The organism is Actinokineospora sp. HUAS TT18 (assembly GCF_051364635.1).
In the GTDB taxonomy this organism is placed as follows: domain Bacteria; phylum Actinomycetota; class Actinomycetes; order Mycobacteriales; family Pseudonocardiaceae; genus Actinokineospora.
This window is the reverse complement of sequence record NZ_CP195645.1, coordinates 3930184-3946335: the sequence shown is the minus strand read 5'-3', so window position 1 is coordinate 3946335 and position 16152 is coordinate 3930184. Positions and strand designations below refer to the sequence as shown.

The following is a 16152-nucleotide window of genomic DNA, read 5'->3' as shown; positions in this document are numbered from 1 at the left end:
GATCCGGTCCCAGAATCGGGGTATGGCACCGGATCCCAGCCTCAGCATGGACACCGAGACGATCGACCGGGTCGGCCGACACCTGACGGCCATCGGCGGGCAGTTGGCCATCGACTGGACCGCCTTCCGGGCCGCGATTGCGGCCGACGAGGCGGGCATCGGCAGCGGCCCGATCGGCGCGCGGTACCGCGCCGAGTACACCCCGGCGGCGGATGCGATCCGCGCCGTCGCGGGCCCGCTTCCACGGCGGTACACCGAGTCGGGTGTGACGGCCATGGCGTCGGCCCGCGCCTACAGCCTCGCCGACGGCGCGGTCGCCGGGCTGTTCCCCCGATGACGGTCCAGGAGCCGCCGGACACGTTCGGGCTGTGGTCGGCGGTCAAGTCCAGGAGCGGCTGGCCGGACACCAACGAGGACACCGTGCGCGCGCTCGCCGCCACTTGGCGCCGCGCGGGCGACACTTTCAACGCCGCCGTCTACCCGACCGGCGAGGCGCGCCGGGCGTGGCCGGACCAGGCCGGGGTCGACTTCGCCGGGAAGCTGGCGGTGGTCAACAACGACGCCGCGCGGGTCGGGCTCAGCTGCCACCAGCACAGCAACCACGCCAACGCGTTCGCCGCGATCGTCACCGGCGCCAAGAACGACATCAACGGCACGCTCCGGGTGGCCATCCCGATCTACGGCCTGATCCGCGGGCCGTTCTCCGGCTTCGCCCGACGCCGGTTCGTGCAGGCCACCGCCGCCATCGTGAACCGAATCATCAGCAACGCCGCGCAGGCGGCGGAGTTCCTCGACTCGGGGGTGACGGTTCAGAAGAAGGACGGCGACCAGAGCCCGTTCGCCGAGTACAACGACATCACGACGTTCATCCTCGACGAGATGAACCGGAACGGCGCCTCCGCGGCCGTCGAGCGGATCAGGCAGCTGATGGCGTCGGACAATCCGCTGGACAAGGCCCGCGGCCTCAAAGAGTGGTACGACCTGGTGAAGACCGGCGGGCCGTGGGACCACAAGTCGCGCATCCTCGGGCTGACTGTCGGGGACAACGTCTACACCCCGATGCCCGGGGCGCCCGCCGAGATCCGGCACGACATCTGGTCCAACATCCACTACGGCTACGCCGGGACGCAGGCGGGCATCGACGGCCGCGTGCTGCACGCGGGCGCGAACGGGGTCGACGTCGTGGAGAACCTTGGCACAGACCCGGGTGACCAGGCCGCGGTGCAGATCGGCATCGACCTCGCCCGGCAGTACCCGCCGGGGACGCTGACCCAGGACGCGATGAACCGGGAGATCATGAAGCGGTACGACGTGCTCGTGGCCGCCGGGGTGATTCGGCCGCGTTAGTCTGCGAAGGTGCTCACCTTCCGCAAAGCGACCCTCGCTGACGTGCCCGTTCTCGTGCCCTTGATCGAGTCCGCGTACCGCGGCGACGCGAGCCGGGCAGGGTGGACGACCGAGGCTGATCTGCTCGAAGGGCAGCGCACGGACCCCCAGGGGGTGGCCGAGGTGATCACCGCGCCGAAGAGCGCGCTGCTGACCGCGTGGCGGGACGGGGAGCTGGTGGCGTGCTGCCAGGTCGCCGACGAGGACGGGGCGGGGTACTTCGGGATGTTCGCCGTCGTGCCCGGGCTGCAGGGCGGCGGGATCGGCCGGGCGGCGCTGGCGGAGGCGGAGCGGTTCGTCCGGGACGAGTGGGGGCTCGGCGAGCTGCGGATGAAGGTGATCAACGCCCGGGAGGACCTGATCGCCTGGTACGTGCGGCGCGGGTACCGGCGGACCGGGGAGCTGACGCCGTTCCCGTACGGCGACGAACGGTTCGGCCTGCCGCTGCGCGCCGACCTCGCGTTCGAGCTGCTGGTCAAGCCGCTTCGCTGAACGCGTGATCCAGGGCGCGATCGGTTGACGATCGGCCTGGCGGGCGGGTCTGCTGTGGGGGTGTCGACATCCGAGTACCGCCAGGCGCGGTTCATCGTCCCGCCCACCGCCGCCGACATCCTGCTGGTCAGGCACGGTGAGTCCGCCCCGGCGATCCCTGGCCAACGGTTCGACCTCATGGACGGGCAGGGCGACCCGCCGCTGGCGCCGGAGGGGCAGGAGCAGGCCAAGCTGGTCGGCGCGCGGCTCGGCACCCAGAGGATCGACGCCATCTACGTCACGACCCTGCGCCGGACCGTCGAGACGGCCGCGCCGCTGGCCGCCGCGCTCGGGATCGAGCCGGTCGTCGAGCCCGACCTGCGCGAGGTGCACCTCGGCGAGTGGGAGGGCGGGCTGTTCCGGCAGAAGGTGGCCGCGAACGACCCGGTCGCGCTGCGGATGCGGGCCGAGCAGCGGTGGGACGTCATCCCCGGCGCCGAGCCCGCCGACCTGTTCGCCGCGCGGGTGCGGGCCGGGATCGAGCGGGTCGCCGCGGCGCACGCGGGGCAGCGGGTCGCGGTGTTCACCCACGGCGGCGTGATCGGCGAGGTGCTCGCCGCGGCGGCCAAGGCGGCCCCGTTCGCGTTCGTCGGGGCCGACAACGCGTCGGTCTCGCGGATCGTGGTGGACGGGCCGACCTGGTACATCCGGTCGTTCAATGACACAGCCCACCTGGAGGACGGGGTGGGACTGCCCTAGGCTGCGGTCATGGGATACCGCCAGGTTTCAGATACCCGCACTATCTCTGCGCCCGCGTCGGACATCTTCGACCTGCTGGCCGACCCCGACAAGCACCCGCTGATCGACGGCTCCGGCACGGTCAAGGCCTCGCGCGCCAAGGGGCCGCGGCGGCTCAAGCTGGGCGACAAGTTCGGGATGGACATGCATCTCGGGCTGCCCTACAAGGTCCTCAACACCGTGGTCGAGTTCGAGGAGGACCGGCTGATCGCGTGGCGCCACTTCTACGGCCACCGCTGGCGCTGGCAGCTCACCGACCTGGGCGACGGGCGCACCGAGGTCACCGAGACCTTCGACTGGTCGACCGCGCGCATCGGGTTCCTGCTGGAGCTGGTCAAGTTCCCCGGCAAAAACCTCAAGTCCATTCGGGCGACGCTGGACCGGCTGGAGCAGCGCTACGCCTGAGTTGTCAAGCGGGTCACCCGATGCGGTGCGACCATCAGTTAATGACATATCCAGAGCACGACCCGCGCTACCAGCAGCCACCCGCTGAGGAGCAAGTCGTCCACGAGCGCGTGGAGGACACCGCCGCGTCGCGTAGCCGGGCGGTCAGCATGGTGTGCGCGGTCATCAACTTCCTTTGTGGACTGTTCGCCGTGGTCCTGGTGATCAAGATCGTCCTGGTGCTGGCGGACGCGAACCCGAGCAACGGCTTCGCCTCCTTCATCGACGGCTTCGCGGGCGCGGTCTCACTGGGCTTCGAGGGCCTGTTCACCCCGGCGTCGGACAAGCTGGCCGCGCTGTTCAACTACGGCGCCGCCGCCATCGTCTGGCTGCTGATCGGCGCCGCGCTGACCTACCTGATCCGCCGCTTCGCCCAGCCCGGGGCGCACCGGTCGGTCCGGTACCGGCGCACGGTCGAATGACCTGACGCATGGAAACCCCCGAACGGGGGTACCAGGACGGCGACAGATGTACCAATCGCCGAGCTTGGGAGGACGAGATGTCCATAGAAGACGATGACATCCGCAGCGGCGGCACGGGATCCCATGGTCCTGCGGACGGCGGCGCCTCGCCGGGCGGCCACGACGGCGGTGCCGATGGTGGCGCTGACGGTGGTGCCGGACACGACGGTGGCGCGGACGGCGGCGCGGGTTCCGATGGCGGCGCTGACGGTGGCGCCGACAGTGGCGCGGGATCCGGTCGCGGCGCGGACGGTGGCACCGGATTCGACGGTGGTGCCGACGGCGGAACGGGCGGCGTGGGCTCGGGCGGCGGCGGAGCCGGCGGCCGCACGGCTGACGGCGGCGCGGGCCACGACGGCGGCGCCGATGGTGGCGCGGACGGCGGTGCCGGACACGACGGTGGCGCGGACGGCGGCGCCGCGGGCAGCGACGGCGGTGCCGACGGTGGCGCCGACGGCGGCGCGAGCGGGTTCACTGAGCGGTGAGTGACCAGTCCCCGGCCGGGCGGTCCCCGGACCGCCCGGCCCTGCGGCGCTGTGTGGCCGGTGACCTCGACGCGTTCGCCGAAGAGCACTGGGGCCGCAGGCCGCTGTTGAGCAAGGCCGCGGACCTCACCAAGCCCTTCGACGACCTGCTCACCCTCGCGGGCGTCGACGAACTGCTGTCCCGCCGCGGTCTCCGCACGCCCTTCCTCCGCGTGGCCCGCGACGGCGCCGTGCTCGGCTCGGCGCAGTTCACCAGCGGCGGCGGCGTCGGCGCGGAGATCGGCGACCAAGTGGCCGACGGCAAGGTCACCCGGCTGTTCGACGACGGGTGCACGCTCGTCCTGCAGGCTCTGCACCGCCTCTGGCCGCCGGTGATCGAGTTCGCCACCCAGCTCGGGGTGGATCTCGGGCATCCCGTGCAGGCCAACGCCTACATCACCCCGCCGTCGTCGCGCGGCTTCTCCGCGCACTACGACGTCCACGACGTGTTCGTCCTGCAGCTCGACGGGCGCAAACACTGGCGGATCCACGCTCCCGTGCACCCCGATCCGCTGCGCAGCCAGCCGTGGGAGCAGAAGGCGGACGCGGTGAAGGCGCGGGCTGAGGAGGAACCGCTCATCGACGCCGTGCTCGAACCAGGTGACGCCCTCTATCTGCCGCGCGGCTACCTGCACTCCGCGACGGCGCTCGGCGGGGTGTCCGCGCACCTGACCGTCGGCGTGCACGTCCTCACCCGGTACGCCATCGCCGAGGCGCTGCTCAAGTTAGCGGGCGACGAACCGGGCCTGCGCGCGACGCTGCCGCTGGGGATCGACGCCGCCGACCCCGAGCAACTCGCGCCGCACATCGCGGAGGTGCTGGCCGCCATCAAGGGCCTCTCGGTCGAGCCGGACCAGGTGGCCAGGCTGCTGCGGGACCGCGTCTGGTCGGGCACCCGGCCGAGCCCGATCGCCCCGCTCGCCCAGGTCGCCGCGGCGCGGGCGGTGATCGTGGGGATGCGGGTGCGCGCCCGCCCGGGGCTGCGGTTCCGGCTCGACGCGCGCGGCGGGCGGGTGCTGCTCGACGTGCCCGGTGACCAGCTGTCCCTGCCCGCCGAGACCGCGGGCGCGCTCGCCGAGCTGCTGACCGGTGAGCCGTGCGTGGTCGGGGAACTCGACGGGCTGTCCGTGGCCGACCAGATCGTCCTGGTGCGCAGATTGCTACGGGAGACGATCCTGGTCCCCATGGGTGATGTGGTGTGACGGATGAGCGGTGCTCGGACGGCTGTCGGCGTCGCGGTGACCTGATCGGCGCGAGCGCGCCCCCGGTGCGCCACTGGGTGCTCATCGAGCAGCCCGGCCCGTGGGGCGCCGACGCGCTGTGGGAGTCGGCGCTGCCGACGTCGGTGGCGGCGTCGGTCGCCGCGCGTGCGCTCGAGATGAACGCCCGGGTGCTGTTGATCCGCAGGCCGGGCCGCACGCCGCCGGGTCCGCGTCGTTACGCCATTGTGGACGCGCGGCGGAAACGCCTGTGGTGGAACGAGTTCAACGACCCCGAGGAGTTGTTGGACATCAGACCCGGCACGGTGTCGACCGAGTTGACCTACCTCGTCTGCACCCACGGCAAGCACGACACGTGCTGTGCCGTCCGCGGTCGCCCGGTTGCCGCGGCGCTCGCGACCGCGCGGCCGGGGCAGGTGTGGGAGTGCTCGCATGTCGGCGGCGACCGGTACGCGGCCAACCTGCTGGTGCTCCCGCACGGTGTCTACTTCGGACAGGTGCCCGCGAACCAGGCCGAGACCGTCGCCGCCGACTTCGAGGCGGGCGAGCTGACTCTGCCGTACGTGCGCGGGCAGTCAACGGTTTCCGCGCCCGCGCAGGCAGCGCAGCACTTCGCCCGGGAACGGACTGGTGACCGGCGGATCGACGCGTTCCGGCCGGTGGCCGTGCGGCGCGTCGCGCACGAGGTGTGGGACGTCGAGCTGGAGGACGCCGGGGTGCTGCGGGTGCGCGCGGTGTTCGTCCGCAGCGACACCCCGCTGACGTGCTCGGCGAAGGTCCCGGCGGCCATCCGGCACTTCGAACTCCTGGAAGACTGACCGGTGTGTCGCACATCGTCGTGATCACCACCACCGCGTCCGCCGACGAGGCCGCTGCGCTCGGCCGCGGGCTGGTCGAGGCCCGCCTCGCCGCGTGCGTGCAGGTCATCGGGCCGATCCGCAGCTTCTACCACTGGGACGGCGCCGTCCAGGACGACCAGGAGTGGCAGTGCCACGTGAAGTCGACCGCCGACCGCCTCGACCAGATCACCGAGTACATCCAGCGCGAACACAGCTATGACGAGCCGGAGGTGATCGCGCTGCCCGTGGTCGGCGGCAGCGCGGGCTACCTGGACTGGGTCATCGAGCGAACGCGCTGACCAGGGCCTCGCAGCTGCGCGCCACGACCGCGGCCGCGCGGCGCTCGCGGTCGCTCAGGCGGGGGTCCTCGGCGTTGGCACGCCAGCGGAGCAGCGTGTCGAAGGCGTCGCCGGACAGCGACAGCCGCGTGTTCGGGTCGGTGCCGTGGCCGCCGAGCAGGCAGACGGCTTCCTCGTCCTCCTCGAACGACACCCGGCCGACCCGCAGCGCGGCGAGCAGGCGCAGCTCGCGGAAGTCGTGGGCACCGGCCAGGACGCGCTCCAGGTCCGCGGCGATCGACGCGGCATCCGGGCGGGGTTCCATGCGCAGCACCATGTCCAGCGCCATGAGGGCCGAGCGGGCGCGCAGGACCGGGGCGCGGTCGACGAGGTTCGCGCCGATCGACGTGCGCAGGTCCAGGATCCCGCTGGCGCGCACCAGTTCCGCGGCGAGGGCGTCGAGGTCGCGGTGGCCGCGGCGGACCAGGGTGATCGCCATGCGCACGCCGAACATGCCCAGCCTGGTCACCAGGTCCGCGCGCAGCGCCGGGGTGATCCGGCCGCCCGGCGCGGTGAAGCGGTCGACGGACAGCAGGAGCGCCTCGGTCTCCTCGCGGGGCGCGCGGCCGAGGTGGTCGAGGACGGTGAACTCGTCGGCCGTCAGCGTCGACGCGCCCAGCGCGAGCAGTCCGGACACGGCGACGACGTCCTGACACAGCCCGCTCAGCTCGGGCGACTTCGCGTGCCGCCGGGCGACCTGCCGTGCCGAGATCATCGCGTCGATCCGGCCGCCACCGAGTTCGTCGGCCCGCGAGAGGACGACGATCGAGGAGACCGGGGTGGCGCGGGCGATTGGGTGGTCGGGGCGCAGGGCGGGCGGTTCGGCGCCGGGGCGGGTGGTCAGGACCAGGGTCGCGTCGGCGTCGGCGGTGCCCGCGTCGATCAGCTCGACGGCGCCGGGCCAGTCGACGACCAGGCGGTCGGAGGTGATGACGTCGCCGACGATGGCGCCGAGCAGGGTGGTGCGGCCGGAGGCGGGGTCGCCGACGATCGCCAGGCGCAGAGGGCCGCGGAGGTGGTCGAGGTGGGTGCGCAGGAAGCTGTCGGCGCGGGGGCTGTCGCGGTAGACGGCCAGGGCTCGGTCGAGCAGTTCGGCGGCGGAGTCGGGCAGGGTCAGCGACATGGCACAGCCTCCGGCCGTGTGGCCGAGCGATGTGCGGCGATCATCAGGCGGTCAGTCCTCTCGGGACTTGCAGGGCGTCGATGCGGGCGCGCAGGGCGACCAGCTGCTCCAAGCCGCGGCGGACCTCGGCGGCCTTGCCGTTGCGCCGGGCCGCGCCGGCGTCGAGGTCGCGCTTGATCTCGCGGGCCGACTCGGTCGCCGCGTGCCGGAGTTCCTGGGCGACCTCGGCGAACCGGTCGCGCAGCGCGCGGTGGATCACGCGCATCGCGTCCTTGGTCTCCTTGCCGTAGGACAGGAAGAAGTCGTCGACGTGGCGCTGCGCCGCGGTCTTCGCGACGGCCTGCCGCCGCTTGAGCCGGGCGCCACGTTCCTCGAACACGCTGCGCGCGCCGAACGCCGCGCCCGCGCCGAGGGAGATCGGGTTGATCAGCGGCAGCCCGGCCAGCGTGGTCGCGAGACCGGACATCAGCAGGCCGCTGTAGGACCCGCGCAGGCCGACGAACATCTTCTGCACCGGGGTGAACTTCTCGATGTGCGGTTTGCGCAGGTTGGCGGCGTGGTCGCCGGTCAGGTCGCGCAGCAGCGTCGCGGGCAGCTCGTGCGCGTCGGGGACGACCGCCTTGGCGATGCGGGCGGCGATCCACTCGAACCGCTCCAGCAGCCAGTCGGAGTTGACCTCGGCGATCTCGGTGAGCGACTCGCGCATCCACTCCTCGAACTCGGACCACACCTTGGCCGGGTCGGCGACCTCGAAGTAGTCATCGACCTCGCGCAGGATCCGCCGGGTGCGGTCGCGCAGGTCGTACTCCACATCGGACATCAGGTCGGCGACGTCGTCACCGAGCTGGGTCTGCCAGCGGGCCGCGTCGCGCTGCAACTGCTCGACGCGGCGGCCCGCGGCGTGCCAGTCGGCGAGCGCGGCGGTGTCGGTGACGGCGGCGACGGCGTCGAACTCGGCGCGCAGCGGCTCGATCAGCTGGTCGATCGCGAGTTTGCTCGTCGCCGCGGCCGCCTTTGTCGTCACGGCAACAGGATCGGCCAGGACGTTGTCACGCAGGTGCGTGATCAGGTCGCTGAACCCGGACTCGGCGTTGAGCGCGTGGTCCTCGGTGCGGGCCGCGGCCAGCCGCAGCGCCGACGACACGGGGACGACCGTCGTGGGCAGCCCGGCCTCGGCGAGCGCGCGCCGGTCGGCGTCGGCGACCTGGCGCCACCGCGGCACGATGTCGATCTTGGTGAGGACGACCAGCACGGTCGGGCACAGCCGGTGGATCTGGCTCAGCAAGTCCAGTTCCAGCGCGGACAGCACGGCGGTGGCATCGGTGACCATCAGCACCGCGTCGGCCTCGGCGAGCACCGACATGGCCCGGCCGGTGGTCGGGCTCTGCGCGTCACCCACCGCGGGCGCGTCGACAAGGATCAAGCCCGCGCCGAGCAGCGTGCGCGGGAGGCCGATCTCGCAGTGCTGGACGTCGTCGCGGACCAGGGCCAGCCGGTTGGCCTGCGCGCTGACCGTCTCGATCGGCGCCGCTTCCCGGCCGACCGCGCCGGCGAGCGCGGCCCGGTCCGACCCGGTGACGACCGCGGCCGTCGGCGCGTCGGCGTGCCGCACGATCGCGGGGACGACGGTGGTGACATCGTCGCCGACCGCGCAGACCGGGGCGTTGATCAGGGCGTTGACGAGCTGGCTCTTGCCTTGGCCGTGGCCGCCGAACACCACCACGCGTCTGCCCGGTTCGAGGAGCCGGGCCCGGCGCCGCAGGAGTCTCTCGGCCAGATCCGACCGGTCGTGCGCGGCGCACGCGCGGATGGTGTCGTCCAGGATCCCGAGCCAGGGCGGTGCCATCACCCGGTCGAGTGTGCCGTGTCGGGTCATGACAGTGAAGAAGGCGGGGTCCGTTGTGACCAGGACCCCGCCTTCACCGCTAATCAGTTACTAGTGACCGAGACCGAGGCCGTCGGTCAGTCCGCCCACGTCGGGCAGGTTGTGCTCGCCCGCGAGGTCGCCCAGCGGGCTGTCCTGGACGAGGCCGCCGACGCCGGGCAGCTCGCCCAGGTCCGGCAGCGGGTTGGCCACCGGCAGGTCCGGCAGGTCGATCGGCAGGTTCGGCAGGTCGACGGGGAGGTCGATCGGCAGGTCGCCGGGCAGGTCGGTCGGCAGGCTGACCGGGAGGTCGGTGGGGACCTCGGGCAGGGCGGGCAGCTCCGGCAGCGCGGGGACGGCCGGGACGGCGGGCAGGTTCGCGACCTGGTCGGCGACGGAGCCGGAGTGGGTCTCGATCTGCTCGGCCACCTGGGCGCCCGCGCCGGTGAGGAAGCCGCCGAGGTCGGCGGTGCCGGTGCTGACCTGGTGGGCGACCAGGCTGCCGCCTTCGGCGACGTAGTTGGCCACGGTGGTTCCGGCGGTGATGTCGCCCGCGCGCAGCAGGTCACCGTCGAGGGAGTCGGTGACGTCGAGGCCGCCGAGGGACGGGGCGGCCAGCTCGGGCAGGGTCACGCCGGGGGTGCCGACGGTGAAGTCGCCGTTGACGAACTCGCTGCTGACGGTGCCGGAGACGCCGTCGGTGCTGACGCCGAGGGCGCCGTTGCCCACGGAGTCGCCGGCGAAGACGGCCTCGAAGCCGTCGGTGGAGGCGGTGACGCCGCCGTTGCCGCTGAAGACGTCGCTCTCGACGCCGAACACGCCGGTGCCGCCGTCGGTGCCGATGGTGGAGCCGCCGCCGACCGCGCCGAGGTCGGTCGCGCCGCCGAACGCGGTGGTCAGCCCCTCGGTCGACGCGGCGAGGGAGGTGGCGCCGGTGAAGGCGTCGGAGTCGAGGCCGAAGTCGCCCGCCAGGCCGTTGACGCCCGCGTCGGCCGCACCGGTGACCGCGCCGAGGGCGGAGTCGACGGTGCTGTGGCCCGCGATGCCGTCGAGGCCGAGGCTGTACTCGCCCGCGCCGGTGCCCAGGGCGGTCTCGACGACGCTCTGGCCGCTGCCGCCGGTGAGGCCGCCGTCGAAGACGGTGGAGAACGCGGCGTTCTCGGTCTCGCCGACGAAGGTTCCGGAGATCTCGGCGATGGTGGCGTTGATGTCGCCGGTGAGGTCGGTGCCGAGGCCGTTGCCGGTGACAGCGCCGGTGACGCCGTCGAGGCCGCCGCCGAAGACCGAGGAGAAGGCGGCGTCCTGGGCCTGGCCTGCGACGGAGCCGGTGACGCCGTCGACGGTGGCGGTGAGGTCGCCCGCGAGATCCGTGCCGAAGCCGCCGCCGGTCACCGCGCCGGTGACGCCGTCGAGGCCGCCGCCGAAGACCGAGGAGAGGGCCGCGTCCTGCGCCTGGCCCGCGAGGGAGCCGGTGACGCCGTCGACGGTGGCGGTGAGGTCGCCCGCGACGCCGGTGCCGGTGAGGCTGTCGAGGCCGGTCTCGCCCAGGAAGGAGCCCGCGGTGAGGCCGCCGGGCAGACCGCCCTCGGTGTCGGTGTCGCAGTGGCCGGAGTAGCTCTGCGCGGCGTCGGCGACGGCGGTGAGCTGCTCGACGACCGTCTCGGCCGAGGCGGGCAGGGTCAGGTCGACCGGGGCGTAGTCGGCGACCAGCGGGATGACGTCCTGGACGTCCTGGGCGGTGATGTCACCGAGGCCCGCGCCGGTCAGCGCGGCGGTGGGGTTCTCGGCGAAGTCGGCGCGCGCTGACTCGTCGGTCAGCAGGGTCAGCACGAAGTCGTGCAGGGTCTGCTCGGCGCCTGAGGTCGGCTGGTCCTGGTTGACGGTCAACGCACTACTCCAAATTTCGGGGGTTTCGGGGAGGTCGCGCCCAAGCCGGGGGCATCGGTCCGGGGCGTTGTTATCAATCTATGGAGCCGCCACCCCCACCACATCGGGGATCACTCCGAGTCGCCTGGGTCACTCAAACGGGTGACTCGACAAGGTCTCGTTAGGGGGTTAGGGGGTAATCGAGCGCCTACCCGGGGTTGCCGTGCGGGATCAGGCGCCTGGTACGAACAGAGGCCTACCTACCGCCATCGTCAGGAGTCCGGGATGCCCTATGTGCTCGGCATCGACGTCGGCCGCACGCGCGGCGCGGCGGCGGTGTGCAGGCGCGTGGGTGCAGGCTACGGCCCGGCCGAGGTCGTTCCGATCGACCATGGCAGCCGGTGGACGCCCGCCGTGCTGACGATCTCCGACACCGGAGAACTGCTGGTAGGGCAGGCCGCGCAGGCGTGGACGGCGGTCGAGCCGCAGCGGGTCGCGCGCGGTTTCCTGCCGCGCGTCGGCGACGGGATCCCGGTCCTGCTCGGCGGCGAGCTGTATCCGGCCGAGACGCTCGCCGCGGCCGTGGTGACCTGGATCGCCGACGCCGTCGCCGCGGCCGAGGGGGAGGCGGCCGAGCGGATCGCCGTCACGCATCCACCCGATTGGGGGTCATACCGTCGTGGACTCTTCCGTGGCGCGCTCCACGCCGCCGGGATGGCGGGCGTGCTGCTGCTTCCCACGGTGGTCGCCGCCGCCGAGGCCGCGCACGAACGCTCGGCGGTCCCCGTCGGATCGGCGCTGGCGCTGACCCTGATCGGCGGCAGGCACGTCGAGCACGCCGTGCTGCACCGCGCGCAGGCGTCGTTCGAACTGGCCAACCACCGCCCGATGATCGACGCCGACGCGGGCGACCACCTCGACGACGTGCTCGCCTCGCTGGTGCGCCCCGGCACCGACCGGCTCGCGTGCGCGCAGGCGAAGGAACTGCTGTCGACCGCGCCCGAGGTGCGGCTGCAGGACGACGTGGTGACCCGGGCGGCCTTCGACGAGGTGGCTCGACCCGCGCTCGCCGCCGTGGTCGACGATCTTGCGCGGCTCGCCGCGGGCGTGCCCGCCGATGTGCAGGCCGGGGTGGTCCTGGCGGGCGGTACGGCGGCGGTTCCGCTGGTCGCGACCCTCGCCGCGGCTCGGTTCGACGGCCAGGTCACGGTGGAGACCGACCCCGCGACCGCCCCCGCGCGCGGCGCCGCGCTCGCGGCCTGTCCGCGCTTGGCGCCCGCCCGCTTCGCCGCCCCCGGCGCGAACTTGAGCGCCGACGCCAGTCACCCCGGGTTCCGGCACGCCACTCCGGCAACTGGGATCGCGCACCCCGGCGGCGGCGCGCTCGTTGCCCTGGAAGGGCGCGGCGCGGAGATCGAGGAGGGTGTCGGGGTGCGCGAAGGCGTGGATCTGCCGCCGCCGCGCCCGCCGGTGGAGATCAGCCCGTTGGACCCGCCCCCGCGGCGGTTCAACCTGCGACCCCGGCGGCCGGGAGACCAGTCGTGATCCCCGGATACCCGCTGCCCGACGAACTCGTCCTCGATGGGCCGACCCGCAAGCTGTGCTCGGCGATCGTGTCCGGGAACCTCGCCACGGTGCGGCTCGCGGTGATCGCGCCCGGTGGTTTCGGCAAGACGGCTTTGCTCGACCTCCTGGCCACCGCCCCCGGCGCGAGTCATTGGCGGCCCGGGGTCCGGGCCGACCTTCTCCTGGTCGATGACGCGCATCTGTTGGGGGACAAGGACTTCGCCGAGTTGGCCGACCAGGCCGACTGCGGTCTCGTCGTCGCCGCGCGCCCCCGGCCCCGCCCAACCGGGCTGACCGCCCTCCTCGGCAGGCTGCGCGGCCAGATCGTCCTGCGTCCCTTCGACCGCGACCGCGTCACCGCCTGCCTGCACGCCATCCTCGGCGTCCCGCCCGCGCCCGGGGTCGCCGAGCTCGTGCACACCCAGACCGGCGGCGTGCCCGGGCTGGTGCACCGCATCGCCCCTCACGTCGGGGCGGGCGACATCCCGCGGGCGGCCGTCGAGGAGTTCCGGTTCGAGCTCGACCGGCTCAGCCCGGACGCCCTCCGCGCGCTCATCGCCACCGCGGTCGGGGCGGGCGAGGTCGAACTGGCCGCACTGCTCGGCCACCCGCCCGCCGACGTGCTCGAAGAGGTTCGCGGCACCGGCCTGCTCGCCCCCGACCTGCTGCCCCTCGGCGCCACCGTCGTGCGCACCCTGGTCCCCGCCGACCAGCGGGACGCGGTGTTCGACCAGATCGCCGACCTGCGCCTCGCCCGGGGCGGCCCGCTGGTCGACGACGCGCTCGCGCTGCTGGGCGCCGGAGCGGGCGGACCGTCGGTGGCCGCCGTGTTCGAAGCCGCCGCAGCGCAGGCCGAACCGGCCGTCGCCGTGCGGCTCTACGCCGCCGCCGCGGCCGCCGGGCACCAGGTCGACGAGGTCCGCCAGGCCGAGGCCGAAGCCCTCTCCGGCGCCATGGACAGCGCCCTGCGCCGCGCCGACGCGCTCATGGCCGCCGCGCCGACCCCGGCCGCCGCCCGGGTCGCCGCCGCCGCGCTCGCCCACCGCGGCCAGCTGGCCAGGAGCGCGGAGCTGTACCACTGGTCGGGTTCCGCGCTGGCCGCCATCGGACTCGCGGGCACCGGCCGGGTCGACGACGCCAGAACCGCGCTCAAGGCCGACGCCGACGAACCGCCGACGCTCGCCGCGGGCGCGGTCACCGCGATGGCTCACGGCGTCCTCGACTCCCTCGACGAGTCCTGGCCCACCGCACTGTCCACAGTGGTGCGTGCGGCCGAGATGCTGGAACCGGTCGGCGACACCGTCCTGCTCCCCGACAGCCCCGCCGCCCTCAGCGCGATCATGGCCGCCCACACCGGGACCACCGCGATCGCCGAACCGCTGCTCGACCGCGCCATCGCCGCTGGTGGGGCGCTCGCCAACCGTCATCACCTCCTGCGCGCCTGGATCGCCATGAACCACGGCGCGCCCGCGAACCCGCCCGCGGGCGACCTCGGCCCCCGCGACGCGCTGTTCGCTGTCGGACTCCGCGTCGGCACGGCCCGCCGGACCAGCGATCTGACGGCGCTGCGGCGGTCGTGGGAACTGGCGTGCGCGACCTTCGTCCGGGTGCCCGTCGACCTGTTCTCGCTGCTCCCGCTCGGCGAGTTCGCGGTCGCCGCCGCCCGTCTCGGGGACCGCGAACGCCTCGCCCCGCACCTGGCCGAGGCGTGGGACCTGTTGCGGCGACTGGGAAGTCCGCCGCTGTGGTCAACCATGCTGCACTGGCACTGCCTGCACGCCGAGATCATCGCCGACGCGCCCGCCAAGGCCGAGGAACACGCGAAAGTGCTGGCCGGGTTCGCAGGCTTCAGTGCTTTCCATTCCGCGTTGTCCGCCGCCGCGCAGAGCTGGCGGGAGGTCTTGGCCGGTCGCATCGACGCGCCGAAGGTGGAGTCCGCCGCGCGGGCGCTCCACGCCGCCGGGATGCCATGGGACGCCGCTCGTCTGGCAGGCCAGGCGGCGATCCGCACGCCCGACCGCACCGCGATGGTCGGCCTGCTCGACTGCGCGCGCGTGCTGCAAGGCTCCGCGGCGCCCGCCCCCGCGGTGGAGGATCGCGCGGGCATGGTGCGGCTGAGCGAACGCGAGTTGCAGGTCGCGGGCCTGGTGCTCGACGGGATGACCTACAAGCAGGTCGGGGACCGCCTTTTCATCTCCGGCAAGACAGTCGAACACCACATGGCCCGGATGCGCTCACGCCTCGGCGCCACCAGCCGCAGCGACCTGCTGGCCCAACTGCGTTCCCTGCTGGGCGACCGCCCAGGCGTCTGATCAGAGGCGCGTGCGCAGCCAGGCCAGCGCCGCTTCCCCTTGCGCCCGCTGGAAAGCGCGCACCGGCCCGAGGTTCTTCGGCGGCGGTTGGGTTGCGGTATAGAGGAAATAGCCGGTCAGGGCGGCCAGCATCGCGGTCACGCCGTCCGGGTCGGCGCCGCGGGCGATCGGCGACGCGTCCCACACCGTCGCCGGGTCCGGCCCGCCCTGAATCGCCAGGCTGGGCAGCAGGATCAGCAGATCCACCCATGCCGCGCCGAGGGTCGCGTGCGGCCAGTCGACGATGACCAGGCTGTCGTGGGTGAGCAGCAGGTTGTCGGCGCGGGTGTCCAGGTGGAGCAACGTGTCGCCAGCCGCGGCCTCCGCCCACCCGGCCTCCAACTCCGCGAGCCGGTCGGCGTGCCGCCGCGCCCACGGGTCATCCACCCTGGCCGGGTCGGCGGCGAGCCGACGCCAGCCCCGGCAGTCGTCCGCAAGCGCTTGCGCGATGGGGGAAACCGCGATCGGCGCGGGCGTGCGCGCGCGGAGCTGATCAACGAGACCTGCGTGCACGCGTTCCCAGTCGGAGGTCGTCCACGGCACATGCGGGTTGCGGCCGTCGACGTCCTCGAAGACGAGCGCGATCCAGTCACCGTCGTCGTGGGTGAACAGCAGGCGCGGGGCCAGTCCGGCGGGCAGTCGGGAGACCACGTCGGCCTCGGCGCGCAGCATCCCCGGGGTGTGCGGATTGCGGTCGACCCCGACGGCCTTGGCGAACGCGCGGCGGCCGTCCGCCAACCGCAGACGGGCCGCCAGGCCGGGGGAGAACCCGCCCGGCTGGGTGTCGGCGGTCACGACCGGCGACCCGAGCCCGGACTCGATGGCCGCGCGCACCGGCGCGGGCACCTCGTGCCACGCCAGCCGGTTGCCGCTCGCGGCCTGGATCGTCATGGCCCGATGG

At 73.4% G+C, this 16152-nt stretch carries 16 protein-coding genes; 12 read left to right on the top strand and 4 right to left on the bottom strand.

Translation table 11 applies throughout. The features are described from left to right. The first annotated feature begins 22 nt into the window (after positions 1 to 22). The 10 genes from ACSHT8_RS17585 to cutA all read left to right on the top strand — a co-directional run bounded on the left by ACSHT8_RS17585 (position 23) and on the right by cutA (position 6442). Positions 23 to 337, top strand: a complete 315-nt coding sequence (locus ACSHT8_RS17585) for a hypothetical protein (RefSeq protein ID WP_436491902.1) — start codon at positions 23 to 25, stop codon at positions 335 to 337. Beyond that, the gene (locus ACSHT8_RS17580) at positions 334 to 1347 is read left to right on the top strand and encodes a polymorphic toxin type 44 domain-containing protein (RefSeq protein WP_436491901.1); all 1014 of its coding nucleotides are present in this window, start codon (positions 334 to 336) and stop codon (positions 1345 to 1347) included. The genes ACSHT8_RS17585 and ACSHT8_RS17580 overlap by 4 nt, the downstream gene beginning before the upstream one ends. A gap of 42 nt (positions 1348 to 1389) precedes the next feature. After that, positions 1390 to 1878, top strand: a complete 489-nt coding sequence (locus ACSHT8_RS17575; RefSeq protein WP_436491900.1) for a GNAT family N-acetyltransferase — start codon at positions 1390 to 1392, stop codon at positions 1876 to 1878. 60 nt (positions 1879 to 1938) lie between these two features. Continuing rightward, positions 1939 to 2616, top strand: a complete 678-nt coding sequence (locus ACSHT8_RS17570) for a histidine phosphatase family protein (protein WP_436491899.1) — start codon at positions 1939 to 1941, stop codon at positions 2614 to 2616. A gap of 9 nt (positions 2617 to 2625) precedes the next feature. After that, entirely contained in the window at positions 2626 to 3060 is a 435-nt protein-coding gene (locus ACSHT8_RS17565; protein WP_436491898.1) for an SRPBCC family protein, read from the top strand. A 41-nt stretch (positions 3061 to 3101) separates the two neighbouring features. Next, positions 3102 to 3521 carry a hypothetical protein gene (locus ACSHT8_RS17560; RefSeq protein ID WP_436491896.1) on the top strand — a complete coding sequence of 140 codons (420 nt, stop codon included), beginning with the start codon at positions 3102 to 3104 and terminating at the stop codon, positions 3519 to 3521. A 77-nt stretch (positions 3522 to 3598) separates the two neighbouring features. Beyond that, positions 3599 to 4045 (top strand): hypothetical protein, encoded by a 447-nt coding sequence (locus tag ACSHT8_RS17555; RefSeq protein WP_436491895.1) that lies wholly within the window; start codon positions 3599 to 3601, stop codon positions 4043 to 4045. After that, positions 4042 to 5286 carry a cupin domain-containing protein gene (locus ACSHT8_RS17550; protein WP_436491894.1) on the top strand — a complete coding sequence of 415 codons (1245 nt, stop codon included), beginning with the start codon at positions 4042 to 4044 and terminating at the stop codon, positions 5284 to 5286. The genes ACSHT8_RS17555 and ACSHT8_RS17550 overlap by 4 nt, the downstream gene beginning before the upstream one ends. Continuing rightward, complete coding sequence (locus tag ACSHT8_RS17545) at positions 5283 to 6122, top strand: sucrase ferredoxin (protein ID WP_436491893.1); 840 nt, start codon at positions 5283 to 5285, stop codon at positions 6120 to 6122. Before ACSHT8_RS17550 ends, ACSHT8_RS17545 begins: the two co-directional genes overlap by 4 nt. Before the next feature lie 5 nt (positions 6123 to 6127). Further along, the gene (gene cutA / locus ACSHT8_RS17540) at positions 6128 to 6442 is read left to right on the top strand and encodes a divalent-cation tolerance protein CutA (RefSeq protein WP_436491892.1); all 315 of its coding nucleotides are present in this window, start codon (positions 6128 to 6130) and stop codon (positions 6440 to 6442) included. Here cutA and ACSHT8_RS17535 read toward each other — a convergent pair. From ACSHT8_RS17535 to ACSHT8_RS17525, 3 genes are all read right to left on the bottom strand, one after another. Beyond that, the gene (locus tag ACSHT8_RS17535) at positions 6423 to 7604 is read right to left on the bottom strand and encodes a hypothetical protein (RefSeq protein ID WP_436491891.1); all 1182 of its coding nucleotides are present in this window, start codon (positions 7602 to 7604) and stop codon (positions 6423 to 6425) included. The two genes, cutA and ACSHT8_RS17535, sit on opposite strands and share 20 nt — an antisense overlap. 43 nt (positions 7605 to 7647) lie before the next feature. Further along, positions 7648 to 9450, bottom strand: coding sequence for a dynamin family protein (locus ACSHT8_RS17530; protein ID WP_436502090.1), 1803 nt, complete (start codon positions 9448 to 9450; stop codon positions 7648 to 7650). 90 nt (positions 9451 to 9540) lie between these two features. After that, on the bottom strand, positions 9541 to 11355 hold the full coding sequence (locus ACSHT8_RS17525; protein ID WP_436491890.1) for an IniB N-terminal domain-containing protein: 1815 nt from the start codon (positions 11353 to 11355) through the stop codon (positions 9541 to 9543). Positions 11356 to 11619: 264 nt separating this feature from the next. Here ACSHT8_RS17525 and ACSHT8_RS17520 point away from each other — a divergent pair, with 264 nt between their 5' ends. Together ACSHT8_RS17520 and ACSHT8_RS17515 are read left to right on the top strand one after the other, a co-directional pair. Continuing rightward, positions 11620 to 12879, top strand: coding sequence for an Hsp70 family protein (locus ACSHT8_RS17520; RefSeq protein ID WP_436491889.1), 1260 nt, complete (start codon positions 11620 to 11622; stop codon positions 12877 to 12879). Next, on the top strand, positions 12876 to 15212 hold the full coding sequence (locus tag ACSHT8_RS17515) for a LuxR C-terminal-related transcriptional regulator (RefSeq protein ID WP_436491888.1): 2337 nt from the start codon (positions 12876 to 12878) through the stop codon (positions 15210 to 15212). The genes ACSHT8_RS17520 and ACSHT8_RS17515 overlap by 4 nt, the downstream gene beginning before the upstream one ends. Here the strand turns inward: ACSHT8_RS17515 and ACSHT8_RS17510 are convergent, their stop codons facing one another. Next, positions 15213 to 16142 (bottom strand): aminoglycoside phosphotransferase, encoded by a 930-nt coding sequence (locus ACSHT8_RS17510; RefSeq protein ID WP_436491887.1) that lies wholly within the window; start codon positions 16140 to 16142, stop codon positions 15213 to 15215. Between the last annotated feature and the right edge of the window lie 10 nt (positions 16143 to 16152).

Bases quoted from the DNA above. Each gene is read 5' to 3' on its own strand.
- ACSHT8_RS17585 (WP_436491902.1), top strand. From the start codon at position 23: ATGGCACCGGATCCCAGCCTCAGCATGGACACCGAGACGATCGACCGG.
- ACSHT8_RS17580 (WP_436491901.1), top strand. From the start codon at position 334: ATGACGGTCCAGGAGCCGCCGGACACGTTCGGGCTGTGGTCGGCGGTC.
- ACSHT8_RS17565 (WP_436491898.1), top strand. From the start codon at position 2,626: ATGGGATACCGCCAGGTTTCAGATACCCGCACTATCTCTGCGCCCGCG.
- ACSHT8_RS17560 (WP_436491896.1), top strand. From the start codon at position 3,102: ATGACATATCCAGAGCACGACCCGCGCTACCAGCAGCCACCCGCTGAG.
- ACSHT8_RS17555 (WP_436491895.1), top strand. From the start codon at position 3,599: ATGTCCATAGAAGACGATGACATCCGCAGCGGCGGCACGGGATCCCAT.
- ACSHT8_RS17535 (WP_436491891.1), bottom strand. From the start codon at position 7,604: ATGTCGCTGACCCTGCCCGACTCCGCCGCCGAACTGCTCGACCGAGCC.
- ACSHT8_RS17530 (WP_436502090.1), bottom strand. From the start codon at position 9,450: ATGGCACCGCCCTGGCTCGGGATCCTGGACGACACCATCCGCGCGTGC.
- ACSHT8_RS17520 (WP_436491889.1), top strand. From the start codon at position 11,620: ATGCCCTATGTGCTCGGCATCGACGTCGGCCGCACGCGCGGCGCGGCG.
- ACSHT8_RS17510 (WP_436491887.1), bottom strand. From the start codon at position 16,142: ATGACGATCCAGGCCGCGAGCGGCAACCGGCTGGCGTGGCACGAGGTG.